At 63.8% G+C, this 24006-nt stretch carries 19 protein-coding genes and 1 tRNA gene; 14 read left to right on the forward strand and 6 right to left on the reverse strand.

The genetic code is table 11. The annotated features are described in order from the left end of the window. Positions 1-8: 8 nt before the first annotated feature. The 4 genes from ACP8ML_RS00570 to ACP8ML_RS00585 all read right to left on the reverse strand — a co-directional run bounded on the left by ACP8ML_RS00570 (position 9) and on the right by ACP8ML_RS00585 (position 3841). On the reverse strand, positions 9-602 hold the full coding sequence (locus ACP8ML_RS00570) for a hypothetical protein (protein WP_065672978.1): 594 nt from the start codon (positions 600-602) through the stop codon (positions 9-11). A 386-nt stretch (positions 603-988) separates the two neighbouring features. Beyond that, positions 989-1061, reverse strand: a tRNA-Ala gene (locus ACP8ML_RS00575). A 150-nt stretch (positions 1062-1211) separates the two neighbouring features. Beyond that, positions 1212-2462, reverse strand: coding sequence for a M16 family metallopeptidase (locus ACP8ML_RS00580; protein ID WP_171048514.1), 1251 nt, complete (start codon positions 2460-2462; stop codon positions 1212-1214). A gap of 104 nt (positions 2463-2566) precedes the next feature. Further along, positions 2567-3841: a M16 family metallopeptidase gene (locus tag ACP8ML_RS00585; protein ID WP_117188228.1), complete on the reverse strand. Its 1275-nt coding sequence runs from the start codon at positions 3839-3841 to the stop codon at positions 2567-2569. A 203-nt stretch (positions 3842-4044) separates the two neighbouring features. Here ACP8ML_RS00585 and ACP8ML_RS00590 point away from each other — a divergent pair, with 203 nt between their 5' ends. From ACP8ML_RS00590 to ACP8ML_RS00610, 5 genes are all read left to right on the forward strand, one after another. Then, complete coding sequence (locus ACP8ML_RS00590; protein ID WP_117188226.1) at positions 4045-4464, forward strand: DUF5318 family protein; 420 nt, start codon at positions 4045-4047, stop codon at positions 4462-4464. Then, the gene (locus ACP8ML_RS00595; RefSeq protein ID WP_117188224.1) at positions 4457-6838 is read left to right on the forward strand and encodes a transglycosylase domain-containing protein; all 2382 of its coding nucleotides are present in this window, start codon (positions 4457-4459) and stop codon (positions 6836-6838) included. The genes ACP8ML_RS00590 and ACP8ML_RS00595 overlap by 8 nt, the downstream gene beginning before the upstream one ends. A gap of 171 nt (positions 6839-7009) precedes the next feature. Continuing rightward, positions 7010-8389 (forward strand): hypothetical protein, encoded by a 1380-nt coding sequence (locus ACP8ML_RS00600; RefSeq protein ID WP_117188408.1) that lies wholly within the window; start codon positions 7010-7012, stop codon positions 8387-8389. Then, a complete protein-coding gene (locus tag ACP8ML_RS00605) occupies positions 8386-9573 on the forward strand; it encodes a glycosyltransferase family protein (RefSeq protein WP_065672983.1) in 1188 nt (395 codons plus the stop codon). Before ACP8ML_RS00600 ends, ACP8ML_RS00605 begins: the two co-directional genes overlap by 4 nt. Positions 9574-9647: 74 nt before the next feature. After that, positions 9648-10904 (forward strand): O-antigen ligase family protein, encoded by a 1257-nt coding sequence (locus tag ACP8ML_RS00610; protein WP_249361163.1) that lies wholly within the window; start codon positions 9648-9650, stop codon positions 10902-10904. Here ACP8ML_RS00610 and ACP8ML_RS00615 read toward each other — a convergent pair. Further along, positions 10865-12127, reverse strand: coding sequence for a glycosyltransferase (locus ACP8ML_RS00615; protein ID WP_117188220.1), 1263 nt, complete (start codon positions 12125-12127; stop codon positions 10865-10867). The two genes, ACP8ML_RS00610 and ACP8ML_RS00615, sit on opposite strands and share 40 nt — an antisense overlap. 93 nt (positions 12128-12220) lie before the next feature. Between ACP8ML_RS00615 and ACP8ML_RS00620 the strand changes: the two genes are divergently transcribed. Beyond that, entirely contained in the window at positions 12221-13342 is a 1122-nt protein-coding gene (locus ACP8ML_RS00620) for a glycosyltransferase (RefSeq protein ID WP_117188218.1), read from the forward strand. A gap of 17 nt (positions 13343-13359) precedes the next feature. Next, positions 13360-14646 (forward strand): O-antigen ligase family protein, encoded by a 1287-nt coding sequence (locus tag ACP8ML_RS00625; RefSeq protein WP_348994709.1) that lies wholly within the window; start codon positions 13360-13362, stop codon positions 14644-14646. On the opposite strand, the gene ACP8ML_RS00630 is transcribed toward ACP8ML_RS00625, so the two are convergent. Further along, positions 14638-15420, reverse strand: coding sequence for a YveK family protein (locus ACP8ML_RS00630; RefSeq protein ID WP_117188216.1), 783 nt, complete (start codon positions 15418-15420; stop codon positions 14638-14640). The two genes, ACP8ML_RS00625 and ACP8ML_RS00630, sit on opposite strands and share 9 nt — an antisense overlap. A 172-nt stretch (positions 15421-15592) precedes the next feature. Between ACP8ML_RS00630 and ACP8ML_RS00635 the strand changes: the two genes are divergently transcribed. From ACP8ML_RS00635 to ACP8ML_RS00665, 7 genes are all read left to right on the forward strand, one after another. Next, positions 15593-16210 (forward strand): acyltransferase, encoded by a 618-nt coding sequence (locus ACP8ML_RS00635; RefSeq protein ID WP_117188215.1) that lies wholly within the window; start codon positions 15593-15595, stop codon positions 16208-16210. Positions 16211-16295: 85 nt separating this feature from the next. Beyond that, complete coding sequence (locus tag ACP8ML_RS00640; protein ID WP_486702976.1) at positions 16296-17393, forward strand: DegT/DnrJ/EryC1/StrS family aminotransferase; 1098 nt, start codon at positions 16296-16298, stop codon at positions 17391-17393. Further along, on the forward strand, positions 17393-18385 hold the full coding sequence (locus ACP8ML_RS00645; RefSeq protein WP_065672988.1) for a Gfo/Idh/MocA family protein: 993 nt from the start codon (positions 17393-17395) through the stop codon (positions 18383-18385). Before ACP8ML_RS00640 ends, ACP8ML_RS00645 begins: the two co-directional genes overlap by 1 nt. A gap of 107 nt (positions 18386-18492) precedes the next feature. Continuing rightward, a complete protein-coding gene (locus ACP8ML_RS00650; RefSeq protein ID WP_117188211.1) occupies positions 18493-19860 on the forward strand; it encodes an O-antigen ligase family protein in 1368 nt (455 codons plus the stop codon). Between the two features lie 237 nt (positions 19861-20097). Beyond that, on the forward strand, positions 20098-21699 hold the full coding sequence (locus ACP8ML_RS00655; protein ID WP_065672990.1) for a peptide MFS transporter: 1602 nt from the start codon (positions 20098-20100) through the stop codon (positions 21697-21699). Between the two features lie 290 nt (positions 21700-21989). After that, the gene (locus ACP8ML_RS00660; protein ID WP_171048498.1) at positions 21990-23174 is read left to right on the forward strand and encodes an NAD(P)/FAD-dependent oxidoreductase; all 1185 of its coding nucleotides are present in this window, start codon (positions 21990-21992) and stop codon (positions 23172-23174) included. Positions 23175-23197: 23 nt separating this feature from the next. After that, entirely contained in the window at positions 23198-23998 is an 801-nt protein-coding gene (locus tag ACP8ML_RS00665) for an SDR family NAD(P)-dependent oxidoreductase (RefSeq protein ID WP_065672992.1), read from the forward strand. Positions 23999-24006 lie beyond the last annotated feature (8 nt).

The raw sequence follows: 24006 nt of genomic DNA on the forward strand, positions 1-24006 counted from the left end.
CCCTCTGCTCAAGCGTTTGTCAACCATGCGTAGGCACAAAGCTTGTCGGCGGTGAGGTTGGTGTTCATGACCCAGTGGCACGCGTTGTCGCTCGGGTCATCCGGGCCGAGAGTCTCTGCTTCGTCCGGATGGAGGGAGACGGTCAGCCCAAGTGTAGTGAAGAACGTGGTCGGGCCCAGAAGTTGCCCCAACTGCAGGCGAAGTTGCCGGGCACGGTCTGCGATCGTGGCGGCGAGTATGTCGTGCATCGCATAGTCCAAGTCGTACTCATCATCTTCGTCGTCGACGTCGATCAGGTCGTCGGGCTGCAGGAATGGCCTTTCGGCACCCCAGAGTTCCATGGTCGGCTCGTAGTCGCAGTTACAGCCCGTGTAGACCTCCTGGAACTGCCGCAGCAGGTAGCCTAAACCGGCCAAGGTCAACACGTGCTCGACGTAGTTCGGGTCATCGGTCACAAGGTGGGCTGGCACCAGTCCAGCCTCCGACATACGAGCCCAAGCCCACTTGAGCCAGTCGCACTTATCGTCATAGCTCAACTGGGCGAGCACCGCGTGAGTGATCTCGTCGGGCCAGATGGCCTCTGTCGGCTTGATGCTATTCATGGTCGGTCATCCCTCCGCCTTCCTGGCTCGCGAACGGAGCCTTGTGAACTCGCTCTCGATGGTGTCAGCGGGGTATGACAGTTCTGTGCTGTCCTCGCGGGATGATGGGCGGAACACGGACCCCGACACCGGAATGCTTTCCATCGGAGCTCGCGAGGTCGTGCCCGATCTTTGCAGCAAGTGTGAACCAGCCGTACGACGCATTCTCAACCGCGCCCTGTTCACCCACATCACCATCGACGACGAAGAGAACGCCCCCGACATCCCCGACGAGACCACCGCCAGCGTCCTCGCCCACACCACCATCGATGCCCCGGCCCACGTCACCGCAGAAACAAAACTGCCCCGCCATCAGGCGGGGCAGTTTTCGATTTTCTCTTCTTACGTGGAGCATAGGGGATTCGAACCCCTGACCTACTGCTTGCAAAGCAGCCGCGCTACCAACTGCGCCAATGCCCCGTGGACCCGAACAGTCTAGGGGAACTCAGCCCCTTTCGGCGAGTCGGGTACGGGCGAGTTGCTACACGGAGCTGCCAAAAAGTTGCTTGAAAACCCGATGATGACGTCACCATCTCGGTTTTCTGGCAGTTCCGTGTAGCAACGCGCCACCTACGACAGCACCTCGGTGGGGTTAACGACGACTGCCTCCAACCCACGCTCGGCCAACGCCGGAGCCAGGTCCTCGGCTCGACCACAGATCCCGATCCGCCAGTCGTCGGGGTTGAGAAATTGGCGCCACGCAGTGTTGGCTGACCATTCCTGACCATCCGCCTTCACCGAGGCCACTGCAGCCAGGTGATCGTCGACCCAGGTTGGCGCCAGACCCGCCCGCACCAGAGCAGCCACCTGGTGGGCCACTGAACCGGCGGTGTCGTACTGCAGCGGAGCAATCCCCACCAAGTGGTCACGGGCGGAATCAACCTCGTCGTCACGCAGGTCGTCGTCAGAGGTGAGGATGCTCAAGGCCTCGGCGATGGCGTCGGCACCTACCTCGGTCCGGAAGGACCCGGCGACCGTCGCCACCCCACCGTCAGGCAGTGGGCGCGCCGACATCCCGACTCCATAGGACCAGCCCTTGTCCTCGCGCAGCACTTGGTTGAGCCGCGACCCGAAGGTGCCGCCCAGGGCACCACACGCCACCTTGAGGGCTGCCCATCCAGGGTGGGCCCTCCCCACCGTGGCCTGCTGGATCCGCATGTCGGCCTGCACGGCGTCGGGACGGTCCACGAGGATCACTCGTGGCCCACCGACCCGAGGTGTGGCCGGAACGATCTCCGCCGCTGACCCGGTGGCCGTCCATTGCTCGAACACCGACAGATCGAGGTCCTCGACCCCTTCACCGGCCACCACCAGCACGGCGTCGCTGAGGGTCCAGTGTGCGGTCCAGAACTCCCGGGCAGCTTCGGCATCGAGCTTCTCCACCGATGTCAGAGTGCCAATGGTGGGCAGGGCCGATCGCGACCCTTCCGGCCAGAGGGCACGGGCGGCTGCGAGCCCGGACAAGGCCGATCCACGCTGGCTGGTCTGGGCCAGGGAGGCTCGTGCCATGTCGAGCTGACGGGAGATGTCGGTCTGGGCCAGACTGGTGGTCCGCAACAACTCGACGAAGAGCTCGGCGGCAGCATCGAACCTTGTCACGGGCACGTCGACACCGACGTGGCTGCCGGCCAAACCGGCTGCCCCGTCGTAGCTGGCCCCGATCGACTCCATCGCCTCGGCAAAGGCGGCGTCGGGGTGAGGTGTGGTCGACTCGTCGGCGGTGCGGACGACGAGCCCGGCCAGCCCCTCGAGGCCGGCGGGCTCGGCACTCAAGGGTGCGTCCAACCCGATTTCCATGGTGATGATCTTCTGCCCGGGCATCGGTACGCGCACCACCGTCAGTCCGGTGGACAAGTCATCCACGATGCACGTCGGGAAGGACCACGGCGAGCCTGGCTGCACGTCGGGACGATCGTTGAGGTTCATCACGCCACCTCCTTGTGGACGACGGTCGATGCTTGCTCAGGGGAGAGCCACCGATTCGCGGCCTCGGTGACCTGGTCGGCGGTGATCGCACGCACCCGGTCGAGGTGCGTGTTAACGAGGTTGGCGTCGCCCAACAGGGTCTCGTGCATATTGAGCAGGTCGGCCCGTTCGTCGACGACCGCCAAGGATTCCAACCAGTCCCGTTCTACCTGCGCCCGGGCCCGCTCCAGTTCGGCCTCTCGCGGCCCGCTGGCAGCGAACTCGGCAATGATCTCGTCAACGGCTCCGGTCAGCTCCTCCTCGGGGACTCCCGGCTTGAGGTGGGCCGACACCAAGGCTGCCGAGGACCCCCGGGACAGCCCGAAGTCGTTCATCGCGATGCCGTCGACCAGGTGACGCTCCCTCTCGAGGGTGCGGATGAGACGCGAACTCATCCCGGATCCGATGGCATCGATGGCCATCGCCACGGCGAGGTTGTCAGGATCGGTTATGGGCGGGGTGGCCCAGGATCGGGTCACCGCGGTCCGGGGCACCGGGCGCTCGACGACCACCCGCGGGTTGTCGTGGCGAACTGGTCCCTGGATGCGCGTCGGGAGGTCTCCGGGAGCAGTGGGCGCCGCTCCCAGGTACTTCTCGGCGAGAACGAGACCTTCATCAGCCTCGACGCACCCGGAGATGACGAGAACAGCGTTGTCGGGTCGATACCAGGTGGAATGGAAGGCAGTCACGTCGTCGAGGCAGGCCGCGTCGAGATCGGGCACCGAACCGATGGTCGGATGCCCGTACGGATGCGTCTCCCCGAACCGTCCGTCCAGGAGTAGATCGAGCAGGTCACCATAGGGGGTGTTGTCGTAGCGCTGCCGCTTCTCCTCCTTGACGACCTCCCGCTGGGTGGCGAGGTTCTCCTCGGTGACGGCCAGATGGGCCAACCGCTCGGCCTCCAACCACAACGCCAGCTCCAACGCCCCGGCGGGAACCGTCTCGTAGTAGTTGGTGCGGTCGAAGCTGGTGGACGCATTGGCCGACCCTCCCACCGACTCGACGGTGGCCAGGTGTTCGCTCGACGCGATGCCGCTCGTGGTGCCCGAGAACATCAGGTGCTCGAAGAGGTGGGCGAACCCGAAACGGCCGACCTCCTCGTCGGCCGATCCCACCTGGTACCAGATGTTGACGGCGACACCGGGGGAGGTGGCGTCTGGATTGACGACCACGCGCATCCCGTTGTCGAGGGTCGTGCGGTGTAGCTGGAGGCCTTCTGACATGGGTTCGAGCATAGGGGCAGCCGATGACGCCGTGGGTCGGCTCGTGGTGGCGAAGTGGTTTCTGGGGCTCGGTATCACCACCCTCCGTAGCACTGCCCACGATCATCAACCCGATCACCACAGGCGGGCAGAAGGACCCTCAAAATCTCTCCCACAACCCGTTGCGGAACACCACCTGCGCCGATTCGTCCTTATCACGCCGTACCCTGGAGGGTATGCAGACGCAGCGAAACGTGGTGTCCCACGCCCTGCAACGCCGTCACACCTTGGAGGCGTTGCTCAGCCCCCAGGTTGACCTCAACGCCCCCACGGCATGCGACGCCGACCCCATGTTGGTGCGTGCCGCCATGCACCACGGCGAGCCCCTCGACGACGACTGTCCGGTCTGCGAGTCGCCGCGGCTGGTCCTGCTGCGCCATGTCTTCGGCCACCAGCTGGGCCAGTACTCGGGACGCATCCGCACCGTTGACGAACTGGAGGAGATGGAGCACCAGTTCGGTGAGTTCCACGTGTATGAGGTCGAGGTCTGTCCCGACTGCTTGTGGAACCACATCCTCGTCGACTACGTCCTGGGGGATGGTCGACGTCGTCGCCCACCTCGCCATCAGCCGACCGTGGAGGACATCTATGGCTGATCACAAACCTGCCAAGCACCCAGCACACCGGGCCACCCATGCGTCGAGCGGTGGCACCCGGTCGGCGCGCCCCGCGGCCAGACCGAAACACGGACGCCACACCAAGCTGAAGAAGTTCCTGTGGGGCCTGCTGGTGACGATCCTGTCGCTGGCGATCATCGCTGTCATTGGTGTCTTCGTCGCCTATGAACGCACCGAGCTGCCCGACCCCAACCATGACTTCCAGACGAACACCTCGTTCATCTATTACCGCGACGGCAGCCGACTCGGATCCTTCTCGGTGCAGAACCGTCAGTCGATTCCTTACAAAGCGATGCCCAAGGACCTGCGCAACGCTGTCGTTTCAGCCGAGAACCGCACCTTCTGGACGGATCCTGGCATCTCGGTCAAGGGTATGGTGCGCGCCGCATGGGCCATTTCGCGCGGTGGTGAGATGCAGGGTGGCTCGACGATCACCCAGCAGTACATCAAGGTGTTGTACCTGTCCCAGGAACGCACCATGAGCCGCAAGTTTAAGGAGCTCCTCCTCGCGGTGAAGATGGGCAAGGAGGTGTCCAAACAGGACATTCTCGCCGGCTACCTCAACACCATTTACTTCGGTCGTGGAGCTTACGGGGTCCAGGCTGCCGCGAAGGCGTTCTTCTACACCGACGCCTCCAAGCTCACCTTGTCCCAGTCGGCAGTGCTGGCGGCGGTCCTCAACAGCCCTGCCAACTTCGACCCCAAAGGCGGAGTGGCCGCCCGGGAGAGGTTGCTGCAGCGTTACCGCTACGTCCTCGACGGCATGCTCGAGGCCGGAAACATCACCCAGGCCCAGCATGACGAGGCGTATCGGCAGCTGCCGAAGTTCCCGAAGGTCCCCGACTACAACCGGTGGGCTGGAACCGACGGATACCTTATGAAGATGGTCCATGACGAGCTCATCGCGAGGGGATTCTCAGACCAGCAGATCAAGGGTGGCGGGCTCAAGGTGACGACCACCCTCGATCGCAACGACCAGAAGGCAGCGGTTGCCGCCGGCCAGAAGTACAAGAGGATCGCAGGCCGCAACGCAGGCTCCAAGGGGGCGGAGAATCTTCATCCGGCTCTCGCCTCGGTTGACGTCAAGACCGGTGGTGTGTTGGCTATTTACGGTGGTGACGACTACATCTCCAACACTCGTGACTGGGCTCGCACTCCACGTCCGGCGGCGTCGACCTTCAAGACCTATGCGGCTGTGGCTGGGATGCGGCACGGTTTCAGCCTGCGCTCCCGGTTGGAAGGCGACGCCTTCACTCCCGATGGCGACACGACGGAGGTCCGCAACGAGAACAACCGGAACTACGGCACCGTCAGTATGCGGCGAGCCATTGCGAAGTCGATCAACACCGCCTTCGTCGACATGGTCTCGCGGATGAAGGACGGCCCGAAGGACGTTGTCCAGGCCGCCAATGCCGCCGGGGTTCCCAAGGGCACCGGATGGGACCTCAACAACCGCATCGCCCTGGGCACCGCCGAGGTGAGCCCACTGGCCCAGGCCGGCGGCTACGCAACGATCGCGAATGACGGTAAGAAGGCCACCCCTCACGTCGTTGGCAAGGTCGTCGACCAGTCAGGCAAGGTCGTCTACCACGCCCCATCGCCGTCTGCGCAGGCCATCGAGGCTGACATCAGCCACGATGTCAGCTATGCCCTGCAGTCTGTGGTCGAGGAAGGCACCGGTCGAATCGTGGCCGACTTCGACCATCACGTCGCTGGAAAGACGGGTACCTCCGGCGTCGGCGATGGGGTGACGGCTGCCTGGTTCGTCGCCTACACCAAGCAGATCTCGACGGCCGTCATGTTCGTCGCAGGTGACAGCGGTAATGAGAACCTCGACCCCTACGCTCGCGAGGGGGCTACCGGCTTCCATGGCGGCGATTACCCGGCGCGCACTTGGCGCGACTACATGGAGACGGCGATGAAGGGGATGCCTGATGAGTCCTTCGCCGACCCTGATTGGGTGAATCTGTCCGGCAAGCACTACGGCGAGACCAAACGTCCGGAAGTGCCAGTTGAAGAGGATTCTCGGGACACCTCCGACAATTCGGACTCGAACGATCCTGAGTCGCCGGTTGAGTCGTCGGCGCCGGTCCCCACGGCGTCGACGACCCCGAGTTCCAAGCCGTTGCCGACGGCCAGCCAGGAGCCTCCCAAGCCGTCTTCGACGATGACGAGGACTGAGCCGACCCACACCCGGCGCCCGACCCATATCCCTAGACCGACGCACACCTCCAGACCGACGCACACCTCCAGACCGACGCACACCGCCAGACCGACACACACCAGCCATCCCACTTCGGGAGAGACGACGCGCGGCGGACTCCAACCGGGTGGTCCGGGCCACAATGGGTAGCCTGACCACGTGACCATCCCCGATCAGAACGACGACGCCGTGGCGGCCAACAGTCATGCGGTCGCACGCCCGAACGGCGGATCCATGGGTTACGCAGGTCGCCGTGTCCTTGATGTCCCGAGGCGATCCCGCGTATCTCAGCTGGGGCTGGATCGCCGTATTGGTGGGCGTATGGGGCGTCATGCCTGGCCACGCGGCATTTTCTTCGACCCAGGTCCGTGGGCTGTTATGAGCGCGATCGTGGTGTGGTTGCTCACGATATACCGCGTCACTCCGTGCGTGCAGCATGTCGCGTCCAAGACCGTCGATCCGTACCAGCGGCAGTGCTACTCGGGCATTCCGACGATCTATCGGTCCTCGGGAATGGGCCACGGCGGATCACTCTTCTCGAACCCCGACGTCGCCCAGACCCCTCTCGTGACTGTTCTCATGGCCTTCTGTCGCCGTGTGGTGTGGGTCTTCGGTGCGGAAGTCTCCCCGAAGGCCACTGACCAGCAGGTTCTCGACGCAGCCAACGCCTATTGGGGAGTCGCCCAGGTTGTGCTCTTCGTGGCTTTCCTGGCCGTCGTCATCTCGGTCATGCTGCTGGGGCGCAGTTCGGACACCGACCTTCCCGTCGACGAGGAGGGCCGTCCCACCCAGGCCCGACGCCGTTCCTGGGACGTCTTCTGGGTGGTGCTGTGCCCAGCGGTCTACCTGGCCGGTCTCATCGACTTCTCCATGGTCCCGGTCGCCCTGGCCACCACGTCGATGCTGGCCTGGTCCCGTCGCCGTCCATGGTTGGCCGGGATCCTCATCGGTCTGGCCTGCGCGGGAAGCCTGCAGGCCGCCGTGGTGGCCTTCGCCGTCCTGGTGTGTTGTCTGCGCGCCACGCGGCTTCCGGAGCTGGGACGATACTTGCTGTCCGGGTTCCTTGTGTTGGTGGCCTGTCATGTCATCGCGTGCTGCCTCAGTCTGACGACCTGGTGGACCTACCTGCGTTCGGCCTTCTGGTCAGGCACTGGTCTGGGCACGATGTGGTACGTCATCCAGGACTCCTCGGGCGGCACGATCCCTGGGATCGGCTGGATCACCGGCGCCTTGACGGTTGGCGGCCTGCTCGGTCTGGCATGGCTGTCGATGACGGTCCCGAGGCGTCCGCGGATCGCACAGGTCGCTTGCATGGCCCTGTTGATCCTCTTCATCACCAACAAGGTGTACTCGCCGCAATGGGTGCTGCTGCTCGTTCCGTTGGCTGCCCTGGCCCGTCCCGATTTCCGCGACTGGGCCGTCCTCATGGTGGGGGAGTGCTTTTACTCCTTGGCCGTCTGGGCCCATCTCGGCGGGCTGTCTCTGCCGGGCGGGTCCGATGCCGACATCGTCTACTGGGCCTCCATCGTGCTGCGCCTGGCCTGTGAGATCTGGTTCGCGTGGGGAGTTGTCGACGACATCCGACGGCCGTGGAATGACGTCGTCAGGGTGGGGTATGCCGACGATCCCACCGGTGGGGTGCTCGACCACGCACCAGACCCAGCGCCCGAAGGTGAACCCGCCGCGGAGGCTGCCCGGTGACGCGCACCGGAGCAATGAGGTCGACGCGAGTCGCGACGTCATTCACTCCCGCCGATGACGGACGCCTGGTGGCCCAGACATGGTTGGGGAGTCGAACGATCCTGTTCATCGTCGCCGTGGTCGGCATGACCGGGTACCACCGCACCTTCTCCCAGGTGACGGGTAACTGGGACGTCCAGCACTTCATGTCTATCGCCCGCAATGGGTACGCCGATCCCCTGGAAATGGCCTTCTTTCCTGGCCTTCCGGCACTGCTCAAGGTTGGCAGCCTCATCGGTCTACCGATGGAGGTCACCGGAGTTCTGCTCGGCCTGGTCGGGTCGGCCTTGGCGGCCTGGGCGCTGTTCCGTATCGGCGGCACGGTCCCGGCGTGTTTGTGGCTGATCGCCCCGACGGCGGTCTTCACCGTCGTCGGGTACACCGAGTCCCCGTTCTGCGCCGCCGCATTCTGGTCCTGGGAGCGTGCCCGAGCCGGGAAATGGTGGCCAGCCGCGTTGCTTGCCGGACTGGCGTGCACCTTCCGAGTGTCGGGGCTCTTCCTTGTCGGTGCCCTGGCCGTGATGGCAGTCCTTGGTGACGGGGACCAGCGCCGTCCCACCAGCCAAGCCGCTCGACGCCGCCGTAATACCGAGATCGTCAATCGGCTTTCGACCCTGCTGGTGCCAGCCGCTGTCCTCGTGGCTTTCGCAGTGTGGCTGCATCGGCTGACAGGGTCGTGGACGGCCTGGTCCCAGGCGCAGACCAAGGGTTGGGGACGCGGTTTCACTACCCCGGTCGAGACACTGCGACACACCTTGCCCGCGACCCGCCCCGAGACCTGGGAAGCCACCTACGGGTCAGGGGCAGCCGGAGTGGCGATCGTGTTTCGGCTCGAGCTGGTCTCGGTCGTCCTGGGTATCCTCGTCTTCATCTACTGCCTGATCCGTCGCCGTTGGGCCTCGGCAGCGTGGGTTGGTATCCAAGTCGTGGCCTTCTCGATCGGTTATTGGTACATGAGCGTCAACCGTGCCACTCTGTTGTGGTTCCCGCTCTTCGTCGCGCTGGCTGAGCTCACTCGTGGCCCGTCCAAACCGCCCGGTCTGGTGTTGCTGTGGCGCGGAATCATGGGCATTGTCGTTGTCGTCGATCTCGCCGTCGTGGTGTGGTGGGGCTGGCGATTCTTCACCGGGGGGTGGGCCAGTTGAGTTCAGCGCCAACACGGGTGGGCTGGTATCAGCGGTCGATCGGTGCTCTGACGTCGTGGGGTTTGACGGCCCTCATGGTCGTCGCGGCTGTAGCCGATTTGCGCCACGGGTTGACGCAGCCTCCGTGGCTTGTCAGTAGCTACCTTGTCGTCGACGTCCTGATCGTTCTGGTGTGCGCCCCGGCCGTGTGGCTGCGTCGGCATGATTTGGGACGAGCCGGTACATGGATGATTGCCGCGGCGGGTGGCCTCATGGTGTGGGCACTGGTGTCTGCCAGTGTGTGTCCTCTCCCATCTCTCTCTCGCATCACAGTAGGGCGTGAGTTTCTTGTGATGCCGGCTGTCACATCCTTGATGACGTTGCTGGCTGGCGTGACGATTGCCTGCGGGCTGGCGGTTGAGGCATCAGGGCGTGATCTCATTGCCCGGTTGTGGTGGCCTGCCGTGGCCCTCACATGCGCATCATTCGTGCAATGGCCCCGAGCGATGAAGGTGCATGGCTCTCCTCGGCTGGCTACCGGGATGGGTGGATCAGCGGTGATTCACGTGGCTTTGCTGCTGGCCTGCGGCGTGCTGGTCGCTGCTGCGGTAGCGCATTTCCGCACAGCGCTGAGTGTTCTCTTCGCGTGCGCTGCTCTGCTTGCCGTCGTTCTGACGGGGTCTCGGGCAGGGCTTGCCTGTGCAGCGCTGTTCAGCGTGGGTTGCGGGATCGGTTCGGTGTTGTGGCGACGGTCCGCCCCCGCAGTAACCGCCCGTCACCGTCGCCTGGTCTGGGCAGGGCTGGGAGCTTTGGTGATGATGGTCGCTGTCATGGTGGCCCTGGTACCCGGTTTACGGCGCATGTTGAATCCGTCGGATCCGCTCCGGGCCCAGACCGTGCATGTCGGAGTAAGTCTGTGGTCCAGCGATTGGAGGCACGTGTTTGTCGGGCACGGCTTCGGCCGGTTGTGGCCCTGGTACCTCTATGACTCACATGCCTGGCGTGAGCCATGGCGGGGCATGATCCTCACTCACTGGGGCCGTAGCCTCAACAGTGCCCACTCGACTGTGCTGGCGGTACTGGTGGAGCTAGGGCTGATCGGTTTGTCCTTGCTGTTCGTCACCCTGGCAGTACCGGTGATTCGTCTGGTTGCTGAGGTCACCCGCGGGTCCTGGTCGCCGCCGCATGCCGTTGTGCTGTGGAGTGTGATATCCACCATGCCGGCATTCCTGCTCGACACCTACCTCTTCAAGAACTTTGGCGTCAGTATGTGGTGGTGGGTGGTGGCGTTCACGGCCGTTCTGTGTGGGGGTCAGCGCCCCTTGAGTACCTCGCGGCAAAAAGCTGGGTAGACGACGGAATCGCGGAACTGGTCCTCCCAGAGCTGCCGGGAGGCCTGGCAGGTCTGCCGATACTCGTCGTCGGGCATTGTTGCCAGGCGAATCAGGGCCTTGGTGGCCTGCACGTCAGTGAACTCGGCAGGAAGCAAGTGACCGTTAGCCGACGACACGATCTCGCTGACTCCGCCGACATTGGTGGCGACAATCGGGATGCCGAGGGACGCCACCTCCATCATGGACACCGGCAACCCCTCTGATGACGACAGATTGACGAAAACCGACGGACTGAGGCTGCGCTGGGTTTCCATGACTGCGGCATTGTCGACGTGGCCAAGGAGAGTGACCGACTCCTCAACACCGTGAGCAGCGATTTCCTGACGCAACGCACCCATGTCCGGGCCATCGCCCAGGTGTGTCCACCGGGCGTCGATACCGTGGTCACGAGCCGCGGCCAGGATAGCTGGCATGCGCGTCATCCTCTTGACTGCCCCAAGGTGGGCGCAGCTGATGATGGTGAACGGCTCCCTCTGGCACTCAGCCATCGTGCCGGGGTCGGGAGTTCCAAGATGACGAGTGTGGATCTTGTCGGCGAATTGCGGCCAGGTGTGCTGCAGCTCCTGGGTGCCTTGGTCGGACACCGGGCACACCGCGTCCATACTGCTCAGCAGCAGCTTCCGCTCGGGAATGTGGTTGCGGGGGGAGATGCTGGGGTAAAGATCGTAACCATGGGCCCGAGAGACCACCCGGTCCACGGTGATCCCCTGGGAGCGCAGATGGTCGGCCAGCAACGTAGCGGTGCGGGCGGTGATGTGTAACCAGAACGAGTAGATCGTGACGTGGCTGTCGGGCGACAAATGCAGGGAAGGGATGTGTGCGAGGAGGCCGTCAAGGGCATTCTGGGCGCGTGCCTCGAACAGAGCATCGGAAACAACCAGACGAGGTTCCCGGCGGGCAGCCGACCAATCCACTCCTTGCACCGGCAGGTGACGCAGTCCCTTGACCAGAGCCCGTCCGCGGGCAGCACCCTGGGGGGCGCGGGCCCCAACCCGCCAGATGCGCGCATTGTCGGGCACATCTCGGGTCACCTCGGCGTCTCCTCCCGCTTGGACAGGGGCGATAACGACCTGGTCGAAGGATCGGCACAGGTGACTAATCTCGTTTTCCAGGAATTCTTCCCCCCGTTCCAGGGGGTACGAGTTGGTGAGGAGGATCAGCGTCGACTCACGATCTGCCATGTGTCAACCCTAGCCCTGTGTTGCGGATGTCGGTCGTAGGGAGCGTCTCGGGTACCGTTTGGCATGAAATGCCCGGTGGATCTGAGGAGAATCATGTCGCGCACTGACCGTGAGGTCCGACGCTGCATCTACCACGTGCCGTACCCACTCGACCCGAACACCACATTCGGGGGTCAGAAACGAGCGGTTGCGATGCTGAAGGCCCTGGCCGACTGGGGAGAGGTCTGGTTGGTTGCGGGAAACGCAGCTCAGCGGCGCCGCCAGATGAAGGTCGTCATGGATGCCGTCAAGGCCGGCACCCGATTCGAGTTCTGCTACTCGGAGTCGTCGACGATGCCGACAGCCCTCACCGAGCCACATCACCTGCCGACCCATCCCATCGAGGATTTCGCCTTCCTAGCCCGTTTACGTCGCCACGGCATTCCGGTTGGTCTGTTCTACCGGGATGTTTACTGGAAGTTCCCCATCTACGGAGAAGGCGTGCCGAAGGCCAAGCAGATGGTTGCACAGGCGATGTATCGCTACGACCTGCTCGCCTACCGTCAGTGCCTCGACGTGCTCTTCCTGCCCTCGTTGCGGATGGGGGACTGGGTTGACGTCGGAGATCGGGTGCTCAAGGTGCCTCTGCCTCCCGGCCATGACATCGACGAGACCCCGGCAGCAACCCCGTCGTCGCCCCTGTCGTTGTTCTATGTTGGCGGGCTAGGGTCTCTCTACGATCTCAGGGCGTTCTGTGAGGCTGTTTCGAAGGTTCCCGACGCATCCTTGACGATCTGCACCCGACCGAAGGAATGGGAGCAGGCTCGCAAGGACTATGAGCCGGTCATGAAGGGCAATATCAAGGTTGTCCACGCCAACGGTAAGAAGGAGCTCGAGCCCTACTTCGCGGCAGCGAACGTGGCCGTGTTGGCGATGGCTCCGCACGAGTACCGTGACTTCGCGGCCCCGCTTAAGCTCTTCGAGTACATCGGCAACGGCAAGCCGATCATCGCGACTCAGAACACTTTCGTCGGCGATGTGGTTTCGCGCGATCAGATTGGTTGGACGGTGAAGGCTTCGGTCGACGAGTTTGTCACTTTGCTGACAGACCTTGTGGAGCATCCGGATCACGTCGAGTCGGCCCGGGACAATGTTATGGCTGCCCGCGACCAGCACACCTGGCCAGCCCGCGTGGAGCAGCTCGCCGACGTTCTGGCGGCGGTGGATCGACGATGAGTGCGGTTGGTTCCGTTATGACTTCTGAGGTCGACCAGCCCCGAGCCGCGGCGGCCCCTTCCACGGCTGGGATGTGGTTGGGGGGAGTTGCGGCACTGCTCGTCATGCGGCTGCCGATGAGCTTCCTCTTGTTGCTCGTCGTTCCGTGGATCATTCTGCTTGCCCAGACGAGGTATCGCTCTGGCCTCAGGGCGGGTCCGCTGGCAGCCCTCGAGGTCTGCTGCATGGTTACCGCTGTGATCGCGGTGGTATTCCATCCGAGTCTCCTCACCAGCATTGGCAACAGTGCCGTCATCATGCTTGCCGTTGTGGGATTCACCTTGGCGGTGTTCCGCTCTGCCGACCCCAGCAAGACGGCCCGTCAATCCCTCTCGGGGTTGTACTGGGGTGCCCTCCTCGTCTGGTTCATCGGTCTAGGTGAGATCCTCACGGGCATCAAGCTTCTCCCGCTGCTCTATCCAGAGGCCAACACCGTTTCGGCGGTCTCAAAGAGTAGGTGGATTGTCACGGCGACCTATCCCAACTACAACGACTACGGCGTCGTCATGACGATGCTTTTCACTGCCTTGCTGGCCAAGATGTGGTTCGATCCGAGGCGAGGGGCAGTCAAACTCGGTCGGCTGTTCGCGCTGGTCACATGTTTCGGGATGATTCTGATGGGAGGCTCTCGCGGAGCTCTCTTGGGATGCATGTGCGCGGTGGCCCTGCTAGTCATCCTGAATGTCCGACGCCTCCATGCCGCGGCCATGGGTGTCAGGGCCTTCTTCTGGGGCACCACTCTGGTCGTCGCGGCCGGAGGCGGGTTGTGGATGAGCCCTTACGTCCAGGACCACTCGACTGCTGAGAGAGGGAGGATCATGACCAATGCTGTGAGCATGCTCATGAGTGATCCGATTGCCCTCCTATTCGGGTACGGATCGCTGTCGGAGTACCAGAACGAGGCAAATGCTCGTTTCGGGGACGTCCTCATGGATCCCCACAACCTGTTGCTGGAACTAGTGTTGCGCTACGGGATTGTGGCGATGATCCTCTTCGTGGCGTGCTGGCTATGGATCGCGGTCAAGGGTTTCCTCCCGCGTCGCCCCGCTGTGGACTGGCAGGCGGCCTTCGCCCTCACCGTTGTCATGCTCTTGCCCGTGCTTGGAATCGTCCCATCCTCCACCCTGCGCTACCACGTGACCTGGCTGTACCTGGTCGTGGCGTCGTGCCTTACTGCGCAGATGATCGCGTCACGCCGCTCGGAGCTGGGGACGATGGTGGCCCACCAGGAGCGAGTCGACGTGACGCCAGATCAATCAGGCTGAGGCGTTGCGACGTCTTGAGGAGCGATACTCCAGCAGGCCCATGACGAGGAGTCCGAGGACGAGGCCGGCGCCCACCCCGACGGACGGGGAAATCATCTTGCCGGGGTCGTCGGAGTCCTTGACCTTCGGGGCCTCCAGGTTGGGGTCCGAGGGGAATGCCTGCTGAACGACGGTTAGCTTCGGATGAGGAAGCCCGTGAAGAGGGCTTGGAGCGACGGCATTCGCCGTTTCGGTGAAGGCGCGCGCATACGCGTTGGCGCGGCGAATTGCCTGACCTTCGTCAGTTCCCAGTGCGTAGACGGCGATCACCGTTCCGCCTCCACCCCAGTGGACCGAGGCGGCCTTCTTGAGATCATCGGCAGTGGTGCCGTCATGAAGGTACTTGACGGCCGCCTTGACGGTCGGTTCGGGAGTGGCGAGTGCCACGTAGTTGCTCATGATTTTCGAGACGGTGGACGACTCGATGATTGCCTGGGCCTCGGTGCGGGGCTCGGGCAGGGTCACCATGATGTGGCCATGGGCAGCGACCTTACCGACGGTGTCCTTGGGGGCTATGAAGAGGGAATAGCCAACGAGGATTCCAGCGACCACAACGAAGGTGAGTAAGCCGGCGAACCAGTGTCGCACGAGTCCCTTGAGGAATCCGAGCAGGTCGATGGGCTGGTTCGGGTCGTGCCTACTGCTAGCAGTGTGAGATGCGACTGCGGTGGCATCGTGTTCAGGCTTGGAGGATCCAGAGTCCACGAGAGAGGGTTCTGATGGGAGGTTGCTCACGTCAGTGCATGGTACACAGGGCAGGCGAGAGACCCAGTGATTTCCAGGGGGCGCGACTATTTTTGAGTGCTCTTTTTGCGACACGTTCGGTCAGGATGGACTGGGGGCCATGGCAGTTGTGCACGGCACGAGTAGGCTGGTCTTGATGCAACCGGTACGAAAGGCGTCCCACATGGGTGAACCACGGATCATCGACACCGCCGATCTGGACGACGGTGTGACTATCGGCGACGGTTCGTCGATCTGGCACCTCTCCCAAGTCCGCAGCGAGGCTGTGCTCGGACGCAACGTCGTCGTGGGTCGTGGTGCCTACATCGGCGAGGGCGTCCACGTCGGCGACAACTGCAAGATTCAGAATTATGCGCTGGTCTACGAGCCCGCGAAGCTGGAGGACGGGGTCTTCATCGGCCCGGCGGTGGTCCTCACTAATGACCACTTCCCGCGCGCCATCAACCCTGACGGCTCCCTCAAGTCGGCTGACGACTGGGAGCAAGTGGGGGTGACCTGCAAGCGCGGCTGCTCCATCGGCGCCCGCTCGGTGTGCGTCGCGCCCGTCACCATCGGTGAGTGGGCCACGGTGGCTGCTGGATCGGTCGTCACCAAGGACGTCCCGGCGTATGCCCTGGTGGCTGGAGTTCCAGCCCGTCGCATCAAGTGGGTGGGTCGTTCTGGCTTCCCGCTGGATCCCGACGGTGAGAATACGTGGGTTGACTCGCGCACCGGGGATCGGTTCGTCGAGGATCCTGCCACCGATACGCTGACCTTGGTCAGCGAGGGCGAGCGGGCTTGAAGCCATCGTCCCCCCCAAAATACCCCGTGGGTGTCGAAGCACCCGCACACCGGACTTTCCGTCCGAATAGTTAGGAGCTTTCAACGTGACCGCCCAGTTCATTCCACCTGCCAAGCCGATCCTCGGTGATGACGAGCGCAAGGCCGTCGACGAGGTCATCGCCTCCGGCATGGTCGCCCAGGGCCCCCAGGTCCACGCCTTCGAGGAGGAGTTCTCCTCCCAGGTCGTCGACGGGGTTCACTGCGTGGCCGTCAACTCGGGCACCTCGGCCCTGCACATTGGTCTGCTGGCCTCCGGCATTGGTGAGGGTGACGAGGTCATCGTCCCTTCCTTCACCTTCGCCGCCACCGGCAACTCCGTCGCCCTGTCCGGCGCCAAGCCGGTCTTCGCCGACGTCGACCCGGTGACCTTCAACCTGGATCCGGTCTCCATCGAGGCCTCCATCACCGACAAGACTGCCGCGATCATGCCGGTGCACCTCTACGGGCTGCCGGCCAACATGCCTGAGATCCTCAAGATCGCCGAGAAGCACGGCCTCAGGGTCTTCGAGGACTGCGCCCAGGCTCACGCCGCCAGCATCGACGGCAAGCACGTCGGTACCTTCGGTACCTTCGGCGCCTTCTCCTTCTACCCGACCAAGAACATGACCTCGGGTGAGGGTGGCATGATCACCACCTCCGACCCGGAGGTCGCTCGCGAGGCTGCCATGCTCCGCAACCAGGGCATGGAGAAGCGCTACGCCAACGAGTACGTCGGTCTCAACAACCGCATGACCGACATTCACGCCTCCATCGGTCGTGTTCAGCTCACCAAGCTGGCCGGCTGGACGAAGACCCGTCAGGAGAACGCTGCCTTCCTGTCGAAGAACATCACCGAGGCCGTCACCCCGGTCGTTCCCGAGAGTCACCAGTACACGATCCGTCTCGAGGGAGCCACCGGCGAGGAGCGCGACTGCTTCGTCACCGCCCTCAAGGAGGAGCACCAGGTCGGCTCGGGGGTCTACTACCCGATTCCGAACCACCGTCTGCCCTCGCTGGCCCCGTACGCCCCGGGCCTCGAGCTGCCGAACACCGAGAAGGTTGCCGCAGAGTGCGTCTCGCTGCCGGTTCACCCCTCGCTGTCCCAGGCTGACCTCGAGCGCATCGTCGCCGCTGTCAACGCTTGCGCGAAGGCAGGTGCCTGATGGCGAACCTGCGTGCCGGCATGGTCGGTATCGGCTCGATGGGCAAGAACCACGTCCGCAACCTGCGCGCCATCGACGGGGTCGACCTGGTCGCGATTGCGGACGCCTCCGGCAAGGACCCATTCGGGGTCGCCGGTGACCTGCCCGTCCTGCCCGACGTCGACGCGGTCATCGAGGCCGGAGTCGACTACTGCGTCGTCGCGGCCCCGACCAAGTTCCACGAGGAGATCGGTCTCAAGCTGGCCGAGGCGGGGGTCCACGCCCTCATCGAGAAGCCGCTGGCCTACGACACGGCCGCCGCCACCCGTCTGGCCAAGGCCTTCGAGAGCAAGAGTCTCATTGGTGCCGTCGGTCACATCGAGCGGTACAACCCGGCCCTGCAATCGCTGCGCAAGCGTCTGGAAAACGGCGACCTCGGCGACCTCTACCAGGTGGCCACCCGTCGTCAGGGTCCATTCCCGGCCCGTATCGCCGACGTCGGCGTCGTCAAGGACCTCGCCAGCCACGACATCGACCTCACCGCCTGGGTCACCCAGCGTGAGTTCGAGCTGGTTGCCGCCCGTACCATGTTCAAGGCTGGCCGGGACTACGAGGACATGGTGTCGGCGACCTGCCAGCTCTCCGATGGGCTCATGAGCAACCACCTCGTCAACTGGCTGACCCCGACCAAGGAGCGTCGTACCTTCGTGACCGGCGAGAAGGGCATGTTCATCGCGGACACCCTGACCGCTGATCTCACCTTCTACTCCAACGCCAAGGTTGCGACGGTGTGGGACGACATCGCCAACTTCCGTGGCGTTGCCGAGGGTGACGTCACCAGGTTCGCGATCCCGAAGCCCGAGCCGCTGCGCACCGAGCACGAGAACTTCCGTGACGCTGTGCTGGGCAAGGGATCCGACATCGTGACGATGACCCAGGGCGCCAAGGTCGTCCAGGTCTGCGAGGCAATGATCAACTCCGCCGCCTCCGGGGAGTTCGTCAAGATCTCCTGACACATCGGTCATGATCGGGCCGGGCCGTCGAGGCCCGGCCCGATTGCGTTCACCGAGGCGTTCGGCCTGGGTCGAGCGGCCGAGTCTCCAACGGCCTCGAGGGTAGGATGGCTGGCATCTTTGGTCACCACGAATTCCCTCATGGCCTGCGGGCCGTGGCATCGCGCTCGGTAGACCCCGCTCAGTGGTTCAGCGGGGCGGCCGAGGTCGTCGTCGCATGTCTTTTCCTCACGTGTACCTATGTCACGGTGGACCAGCCACTCTTCGACAATGACGCGTGCCCACTGATGCTCCCGCTCTTCGCGGTGGCTGCCGTGGCGCTGGAAGTGTTGTGCATCGTCAGGGATGCACGGGGGATACCGACTCCGCGGGAGTGGACCCGTCACCTCACCATCGTGGTGTGCAGCTTCCTGGCACTGCTGGCCTGGGCTGCGGCCTCGATCCCCTTCCATGACCATGTCGTCTATGACTATTCCATGGGGGTCATCAGGGGCCTGCCGCTCTATGCCCTCGTCGTGCCCCTGGCCGAGGCGACGATGACGATTCTCGTCGCTGTCTTCGCCTGCCGACTCATCGTGGTGGATAACCTCGAGGGAGCGCTGTGGAGACTGTCCGTTCTGATGGCGATCGCGAACCCAATTGGGCTCGTCAACGAATACTCAGCAGGTCATACGACGGGATGGCGGGTTGCCACCAAGCTCGGTGGGGCCGCGATCTCTCACGTGGTGCTGATCCTCGCCGTGGCTGTCGCTGTCGACGCCATCACCCGTAACCGGCACCGGATCACCTCGAGCGTGGCCGTCGTCAGCCACCTGGGTTGCTTGGCTGCGTCCGGGTCCCGTGCCGGGATCATCTGCCTGGCCCTGTTCATTCTCGGTCTGGTTCTCCTCGGACGCTCTCACCGCAGGAGAAGCCGTGAGCAATGGACCATCCTCGCGGCCCTGGGGATAGTGGTGGCCGGAGTTGCCATTTGGTCCGTCTCGACGGTGCGGACGGGGTCTCTGGTGGATCCGGCGAGGGCGAGGACCTGGGCCTTGGCGGGACACGTCGTCCTCGAGTCACCGGGTCGTTTCCTAATGGGAACCGGCTATGGGACCATCTGGCCGTGGTTCGTCCTTGAGTCCACTTTCATGCCCGGGTCCTCCCATGGGATGCGCCAGACCCTGTACGGCTACAGTCTTCCGCACGCTCACAGCCTGGTCGCCCAGGTGCTGGGGGAGCTCGGGGCGATTGGCCTCATCCTGCTGCTGGTCTCCCTGGGCACTGTCATCGCGGTGTGCATCAAGGGGATTCGCGGACACTTCCCGGTGTTGTGCCTCGGGGTGCTCGCGACGATCCCGGCCTTCCTGATGGACACCTACCTCATCAAGAACTTCCCGATCGCGCTGTTCTGGTGGTTCTTCACGCTGGTCGTCTGCCGGCTCGTGACGACCACGGGGAAGGATGACCGCGAGGAAGTGTCCGTCGACCACTGATTCGCGCGGGAAACCGCGTGGCCAATCGTGTTTCTTGCGGGGGTGCGTCAGCGGATGGTACGGCGGCGTACTAGCCTGAACCCGTAGTCATTACACATTCTCGACGATGACGTCACTAAGCCATGGATACCGGTGCCGCGCCCGGAAAAGGTAGGTTTCCCGGATCGCCGGGAAGGTGCCCAACCTTTCAACCGGACGGACTCGTGATGCCCGGAACATGGGAAAGGAAAAGAAGAGATGTCCCTCGATCCGCTCGACGTAGATGCCGAAGGCGTCACCGCAGCTGGAAGAGCGAGGGGGTTCAGACCCAAGCACTTGGTGACCGGCCCCTCACGCGACGACAAGTCATTCCTTGGTCATCCCGGCGGTCTGCCGTGGATGCTCCAAGTGGAAATGTGGGAGCGGTTCTCCTGGTTCGGGATGCGGGCCATCCTCGTTTACTTCATCACCGACACCTTGGCAAATGGCGGCCTCGGGCTGCCGGTCAATGCCGGTCAGGTGGTGATGGCCTCCTATGGCGCTGCGGTGCTGCTCATGACGATTCCCGGCGGTATCTTCGCCGACCGGATTCTCGGGCCGTGGGTCTCCACCCTGTGGGGCGGTCTCATCATCATGACCGGTCACGTCATCCTGGCGATACCTCAGGTGGTGACGTCGTGGATCGGCCTTGTCTGCATCGCCATCGGTACCGGTTTCATCAAGCCGAATCTGTCGACGGTCGTCGGTGGCCTCTATGACGATGGCGATCCGCGTCGTGACCAAGGCTTCTTGTACTTCTACATGTCGATCAACATCGGCTCCCTCATCGCTCCGCTCATCACCGGTCTGCTCAAGGACCACTACGGGTACCACATCGGATTCATCGCGGCAGCCATCGGTATGGCCCTGGCCCTCGTGGCTTTCATCCATGGTCGTTCCAAGCTGCGCGACTTCGCCTTTGACATTCCCAATCCGCTCGCCCCGGGTGAGGGGCGCCGGATGGTGCTCAGGACCCTGGGAATCATCGCGATTGGTGCTGTGCTCGTCATCGGGTTCAAGGCGTTGCTGGGTGAGTGGACTTCGGCTATCGCTTACTCGCTGTTCACCTTCGCCACCGTGACAGCCCTGGGGTACTTCTTGACGATGTTCCGCTCCTCGAAGGTCACCGAGCGGGAGCGTGGTCACCTGTGGGCCTTCGTCCCGCTGTGGGTGGGGCAGGTGCTCTTCGTCATGATCTTCGAGCAGGCAGCCGGGAAGATGGCCACCTTCGCCAAGGCCAACACCGACGGTCACATCGCCGGTTCCGCCCTTCTCAAGCCGGAGCAGTACCAGATGATCAACCCGGCCGCCGTGCTCATCCTTGCCGGTCTGTTGGGCATGTGGTTCCGAAGGAGGGAGGGGAAGTTCCCCAACACCCCGCAGAAGTTCGCGATCTCGGTGTTCATCATCGGGCTGACCGCCCTCATGATGGGATTCGGCTTCCAGAGCTGGCCAGGTGGGGACAAGCTTGCGCCGTGGTGGTTCCTGGCCGTCGTCTTCGTCATTCAGACCGTCGCCGAGTTGTTCATGAACCCGATTGGCCTCTCGACGGCCACCAAGCTGGCCCCGAAGAAGTTCGCATCCCAGAACATGACCCTGTGGCTGCTAGCAGCGGCCTGCGGTCAGGGCCTGGCATCGGTGACAATCGAGCGCACGAAGAATCTTGGTGACGTGGTGTTCTACTACGGTCTGGGCATCGTGACGATTGTCGTCGCGCTCGTGCTCTTCGCCATCGCCCCGTGGACCCAGTCGAAGATGGAGGACGTCGATCAGGTGTGCCACGAGGGTGCCGGGGCCACCCCGGAATCTGAAGGCCACTGAATCTGAAAGCTACTGATTCGTCGGTGGGGCCCGTCCGGTGGGGCGGGTCCCACGTCGTGTTGGTGGTCCGTGTCGACCCGGTTCTGTGTCGGAGGCACCTTGGCAGAGGTACCTTTACCGTGTGTGGTGATCGGGTTGCTGATAGTTCCTGGTGCTATCCCAGATGGCAGTCGACGGGTTCAGAAACCGATCTTCCACCAGCGTCTTGGCCCGGTGCGAAAGCCAGCCGTGAACCCTCGAAGGGACGCTGAGGGCTGATTAACGTGGTTTGTGTACGCATCGTTTCGACGATGAACCCAACCTTGGGAGCACACATGACGACGTACCAGTACCTCATCATCGGTGGCGGAATGGCCGCCGACTCAGCCGCCCACGGCATCCGCGAGATTGACAAGGACGGGTCGATCGCCATGCTCAGCGCCGACGTTGATTCGCCGTACCCCCGCCCTGCCCTCAGCAAGAAGCTGTGGACCGATCCCGAGTTCACCTGGGGCAAGACCGATCTCTCCACCGCCGCCGACACCGGCGCCGAGCTGCGCCTCGACACCGAGGTTCTCAGCATCGATCGCGATGCGAAGACCGTCCTGACCGGTTCAGGCCAGGTTTTCGGCTACGAGAAGCTGTTGCTTGTCACCGGCCTGACCCCATCGCGCATCGACGATGACGGAGACGCCGTCCTCTACTACCGATCCGCTCGTGACTACCAGAAACTGCGTGCTTTGGCTCAGCCCGGCCACCGTTTCGTCATCGTCGGTGGCGGATACATCGGAGTCGAGCTTGCGGCCGCCCTAGTCCAGCAGGGCTGCGAGGTCAGCCTCGTCACACCCGACCCGGTCCTGGGCGGTTCCCAGTTCCCGGCCCAGATCGCGTCGGAGTACCAGAAACTCTTCGCCGATGCCGGGGTTCACCTCGTCACCGGGCATCGTGTCTCCTCGGTGCGCAAGCACGAGAACGCCGAAGTCACCTTGGACGACGGCATCATCCTCGAGGCCGACGACGTCGTCGCCGGTCTGGGGGCGACTCCCGTCACCAACCTGGCCGAGGACGCCGGTCTCACCGTCGACAACGGCGTCGTCGTCGACGAGTACCTGCGTACCGACGACCCCGCCATCTGGGCAGCTGGCGACATCGCGAACTACCCGGACCCGGTGCTGGGCCGCACCCGCGTCGAGCACGTCGACAACGCCACCATGATGGGCAAGGCAGCGGGCCGCTCGATGGCCGGTTCGGACGCCCCCTACACCCACACCCCGATGATGTACTCGCAGGTGTTCGGGGTCCGCTGGGAGGCCGTCGGCGCTCTCGACTCCAGCCTTGAGACCACTGCGGTGGAGGTCGGGGACGGCCAGGTCGTCTACTACCTCAAGGACGGAAAGCCGGTCGGCGTCCTGCTCTGGAACCTGCCTGGGCGCACCGACGAGGCTGTCAAGGTGCTTGCCGACCCGCCCGAGGACCTCTCGGACGCCATCAACTGATTTCTACTACAGGAGATAACATCATGGATCTCGGACTCAATGGGCGGGTAGCCCTCATCACCGGTGCCGACTCTGGCATCGGTTGGAACACCGCGAAACTCCTCCTTGCGGAGGGAGCGAAGGTTGCCGTCACCGACCTTGACGCCGACGAGCTCACCAAGGCCGCGAAGGACCTTGATGCGCCCGAGGACCGTCTCGTCGCCTTCCCGGCCGACGTCACCGACGCCGACTCCTTGGCCGAGCTCCACCAACAGGTGAAGGAGGCCTTCGGGCCGATCGACATCCTCGTCCAGTCAGCCGGGGTCACCGGCGCCCAGGGTAAGTTCCACGAGATCGACGAGGAGGGCTGGCGCTCCACCCTCGACATCGACCTCATGGGCCCGGTGCGGGTGCTGCGGGAGTTCATCGCCGACCTGCGCACCGGCGGGTGGGGTCGTGTCGTGCTGCTGGCTTCCGAGGATGGCGTCCAACCCTATGACGACGAGATCCCGTACTGCGCCGCCAAGGCCGGTGTGTTGGCCTTGGCCAAGGGGCTGTCGCGTACCTATGCCCGGGAAGGGCTGCTCGTCAACGCTGTCTCCCCGGCCTTCATCCACACCCCGATGACCGACGCCATGATGACCAAGCGGTCCGAGGAACGTGGCGTCAGCTTCGACGACGCCATCGAGTCCTTCCTCGACGAGGAGCGCCCCTACATGGAGCTCAAGCGCCGCGGAGAGCCCGAGGAGGTGGCTGCCGTCATCGCATTCCTGTGTTCCGACAAGGCATCCTTCGTCAATGGGTCGAACTATCGTGTCGATTCCGGGTCGGTGGCGACGTTCTGACGATCGGG

This window comes from Cutibacterium sp. LaCa_255 (assembly GCF_057458005.1).

Coding starts and splice junctions, on each gene's coding strand:
- ACP8ML_RS00650 (WP_117188211.1), top strand. CDS start 18,493: ATGGCTGGCATCTTTGGTCACCACGAATTCCCTCATGGCCTGCGGGCC.
- ACP8ML_RS00610 (WP_249361163.1), top strand. CDS start 9,648: ATGGTCGTCGCGGCTGTAGCCGATTTGCGCCACGGGTTGACGCAGCCT.
- ACP8ML_RS00570 (WP_065672978.1), bottom strand. CDS start 602: ATGAATAGCATCAAGCCGACAGAGGCCATCTGGCCCGACGAGATCACT.
- ACP8ML_RS00620 (WP_117188218.1), top strand. CDS start 12,221: ATGTCGCGCACTGACCGTGAGGTCCGACGCTGCATCTACCACGTGCCG.
- ACP8ML_RS00595 (WP_117188224.1), top strand. CDS start 4,457: ATGGCTGATCACAAACCTGCCAAGCACCCAGCACACCGGGCCACCCAT.
- ACP8ML_RS00660 (WP_171048498.1), top strand. CDS start 21,990: ATGAACCCAACCTTGGGAGCACACATGACGACGTACCAGTACCTCATC.
- ACP8ML_RS00585 (WP_117188228.1), bottom strand. CDS start 3,841: ATGCTCGAACCCATGTCAGAAGGCCTCCAGCTACACCGCACGACCCTC.
- ACP8ML_RS00580 (WP_171048514.1), bottom strand. CDS start 2,462: ATGCCCGGGCAGAAGATCATCACCATGGAAATCGGGTTGGACGCACCC.
- ACP8ML_RS00625 (WP_348994709.1), top strand. CDS start 13,360: ATGACTTCTGAGGTCGACCAGCCCCGAGCCGCGGCGGCCCCTTCCACG.
- ACP8ML_RS00645 (WP_065672988.1), top strand. CDS start 17,393: ATGGCGAACCTGCGTGCCGGCATGGTCGGTATCGGCTCGATGGGCAAG.
- ACP8ML_RS00655 (WP_065672990.1), top strand. CDS start 20,098: ATGTCCCTCGATCCGCTCGACGTAGATGCCGAAGGCGTCACCGCAGCT.
- ACP8ML_RS00600 (WP_117188408.1), top strand. CDS start 7,010: ATGGGGCGTCATGCCTGGCCACGCGGCATTTTCTTCGACCCAGGTCCG.
- ACP8ML_RS00635 (WP_117188215.1), top strand. CDS start 15,593: ATGGGTGAACCACGGATCATCGACACCGCCGATCTGGACGACGGTGTG.
- ACP8ML_RS00615 (WP_117188220.1), bottom strand. CDS start 12,127: ATGGCAGATCGTGAGTCGACGCTGATCCTCCTCACCAACTCGTACCCC.
- ACP8ML_RS00590 (WP_117188226.1), top strand. CDS start 4,045: ATGCAGACGCAGCGAAACGTGGTGTCCCACGCCCTGCAACGCCGTCAC.
- ACP8ML_RS00665 (WP_065672992.1), top strand. CDS start 23,198: ATGGATCTCGGACTCAATGGGCGGGTAGCCCTCATCACCGGTGCCGAC.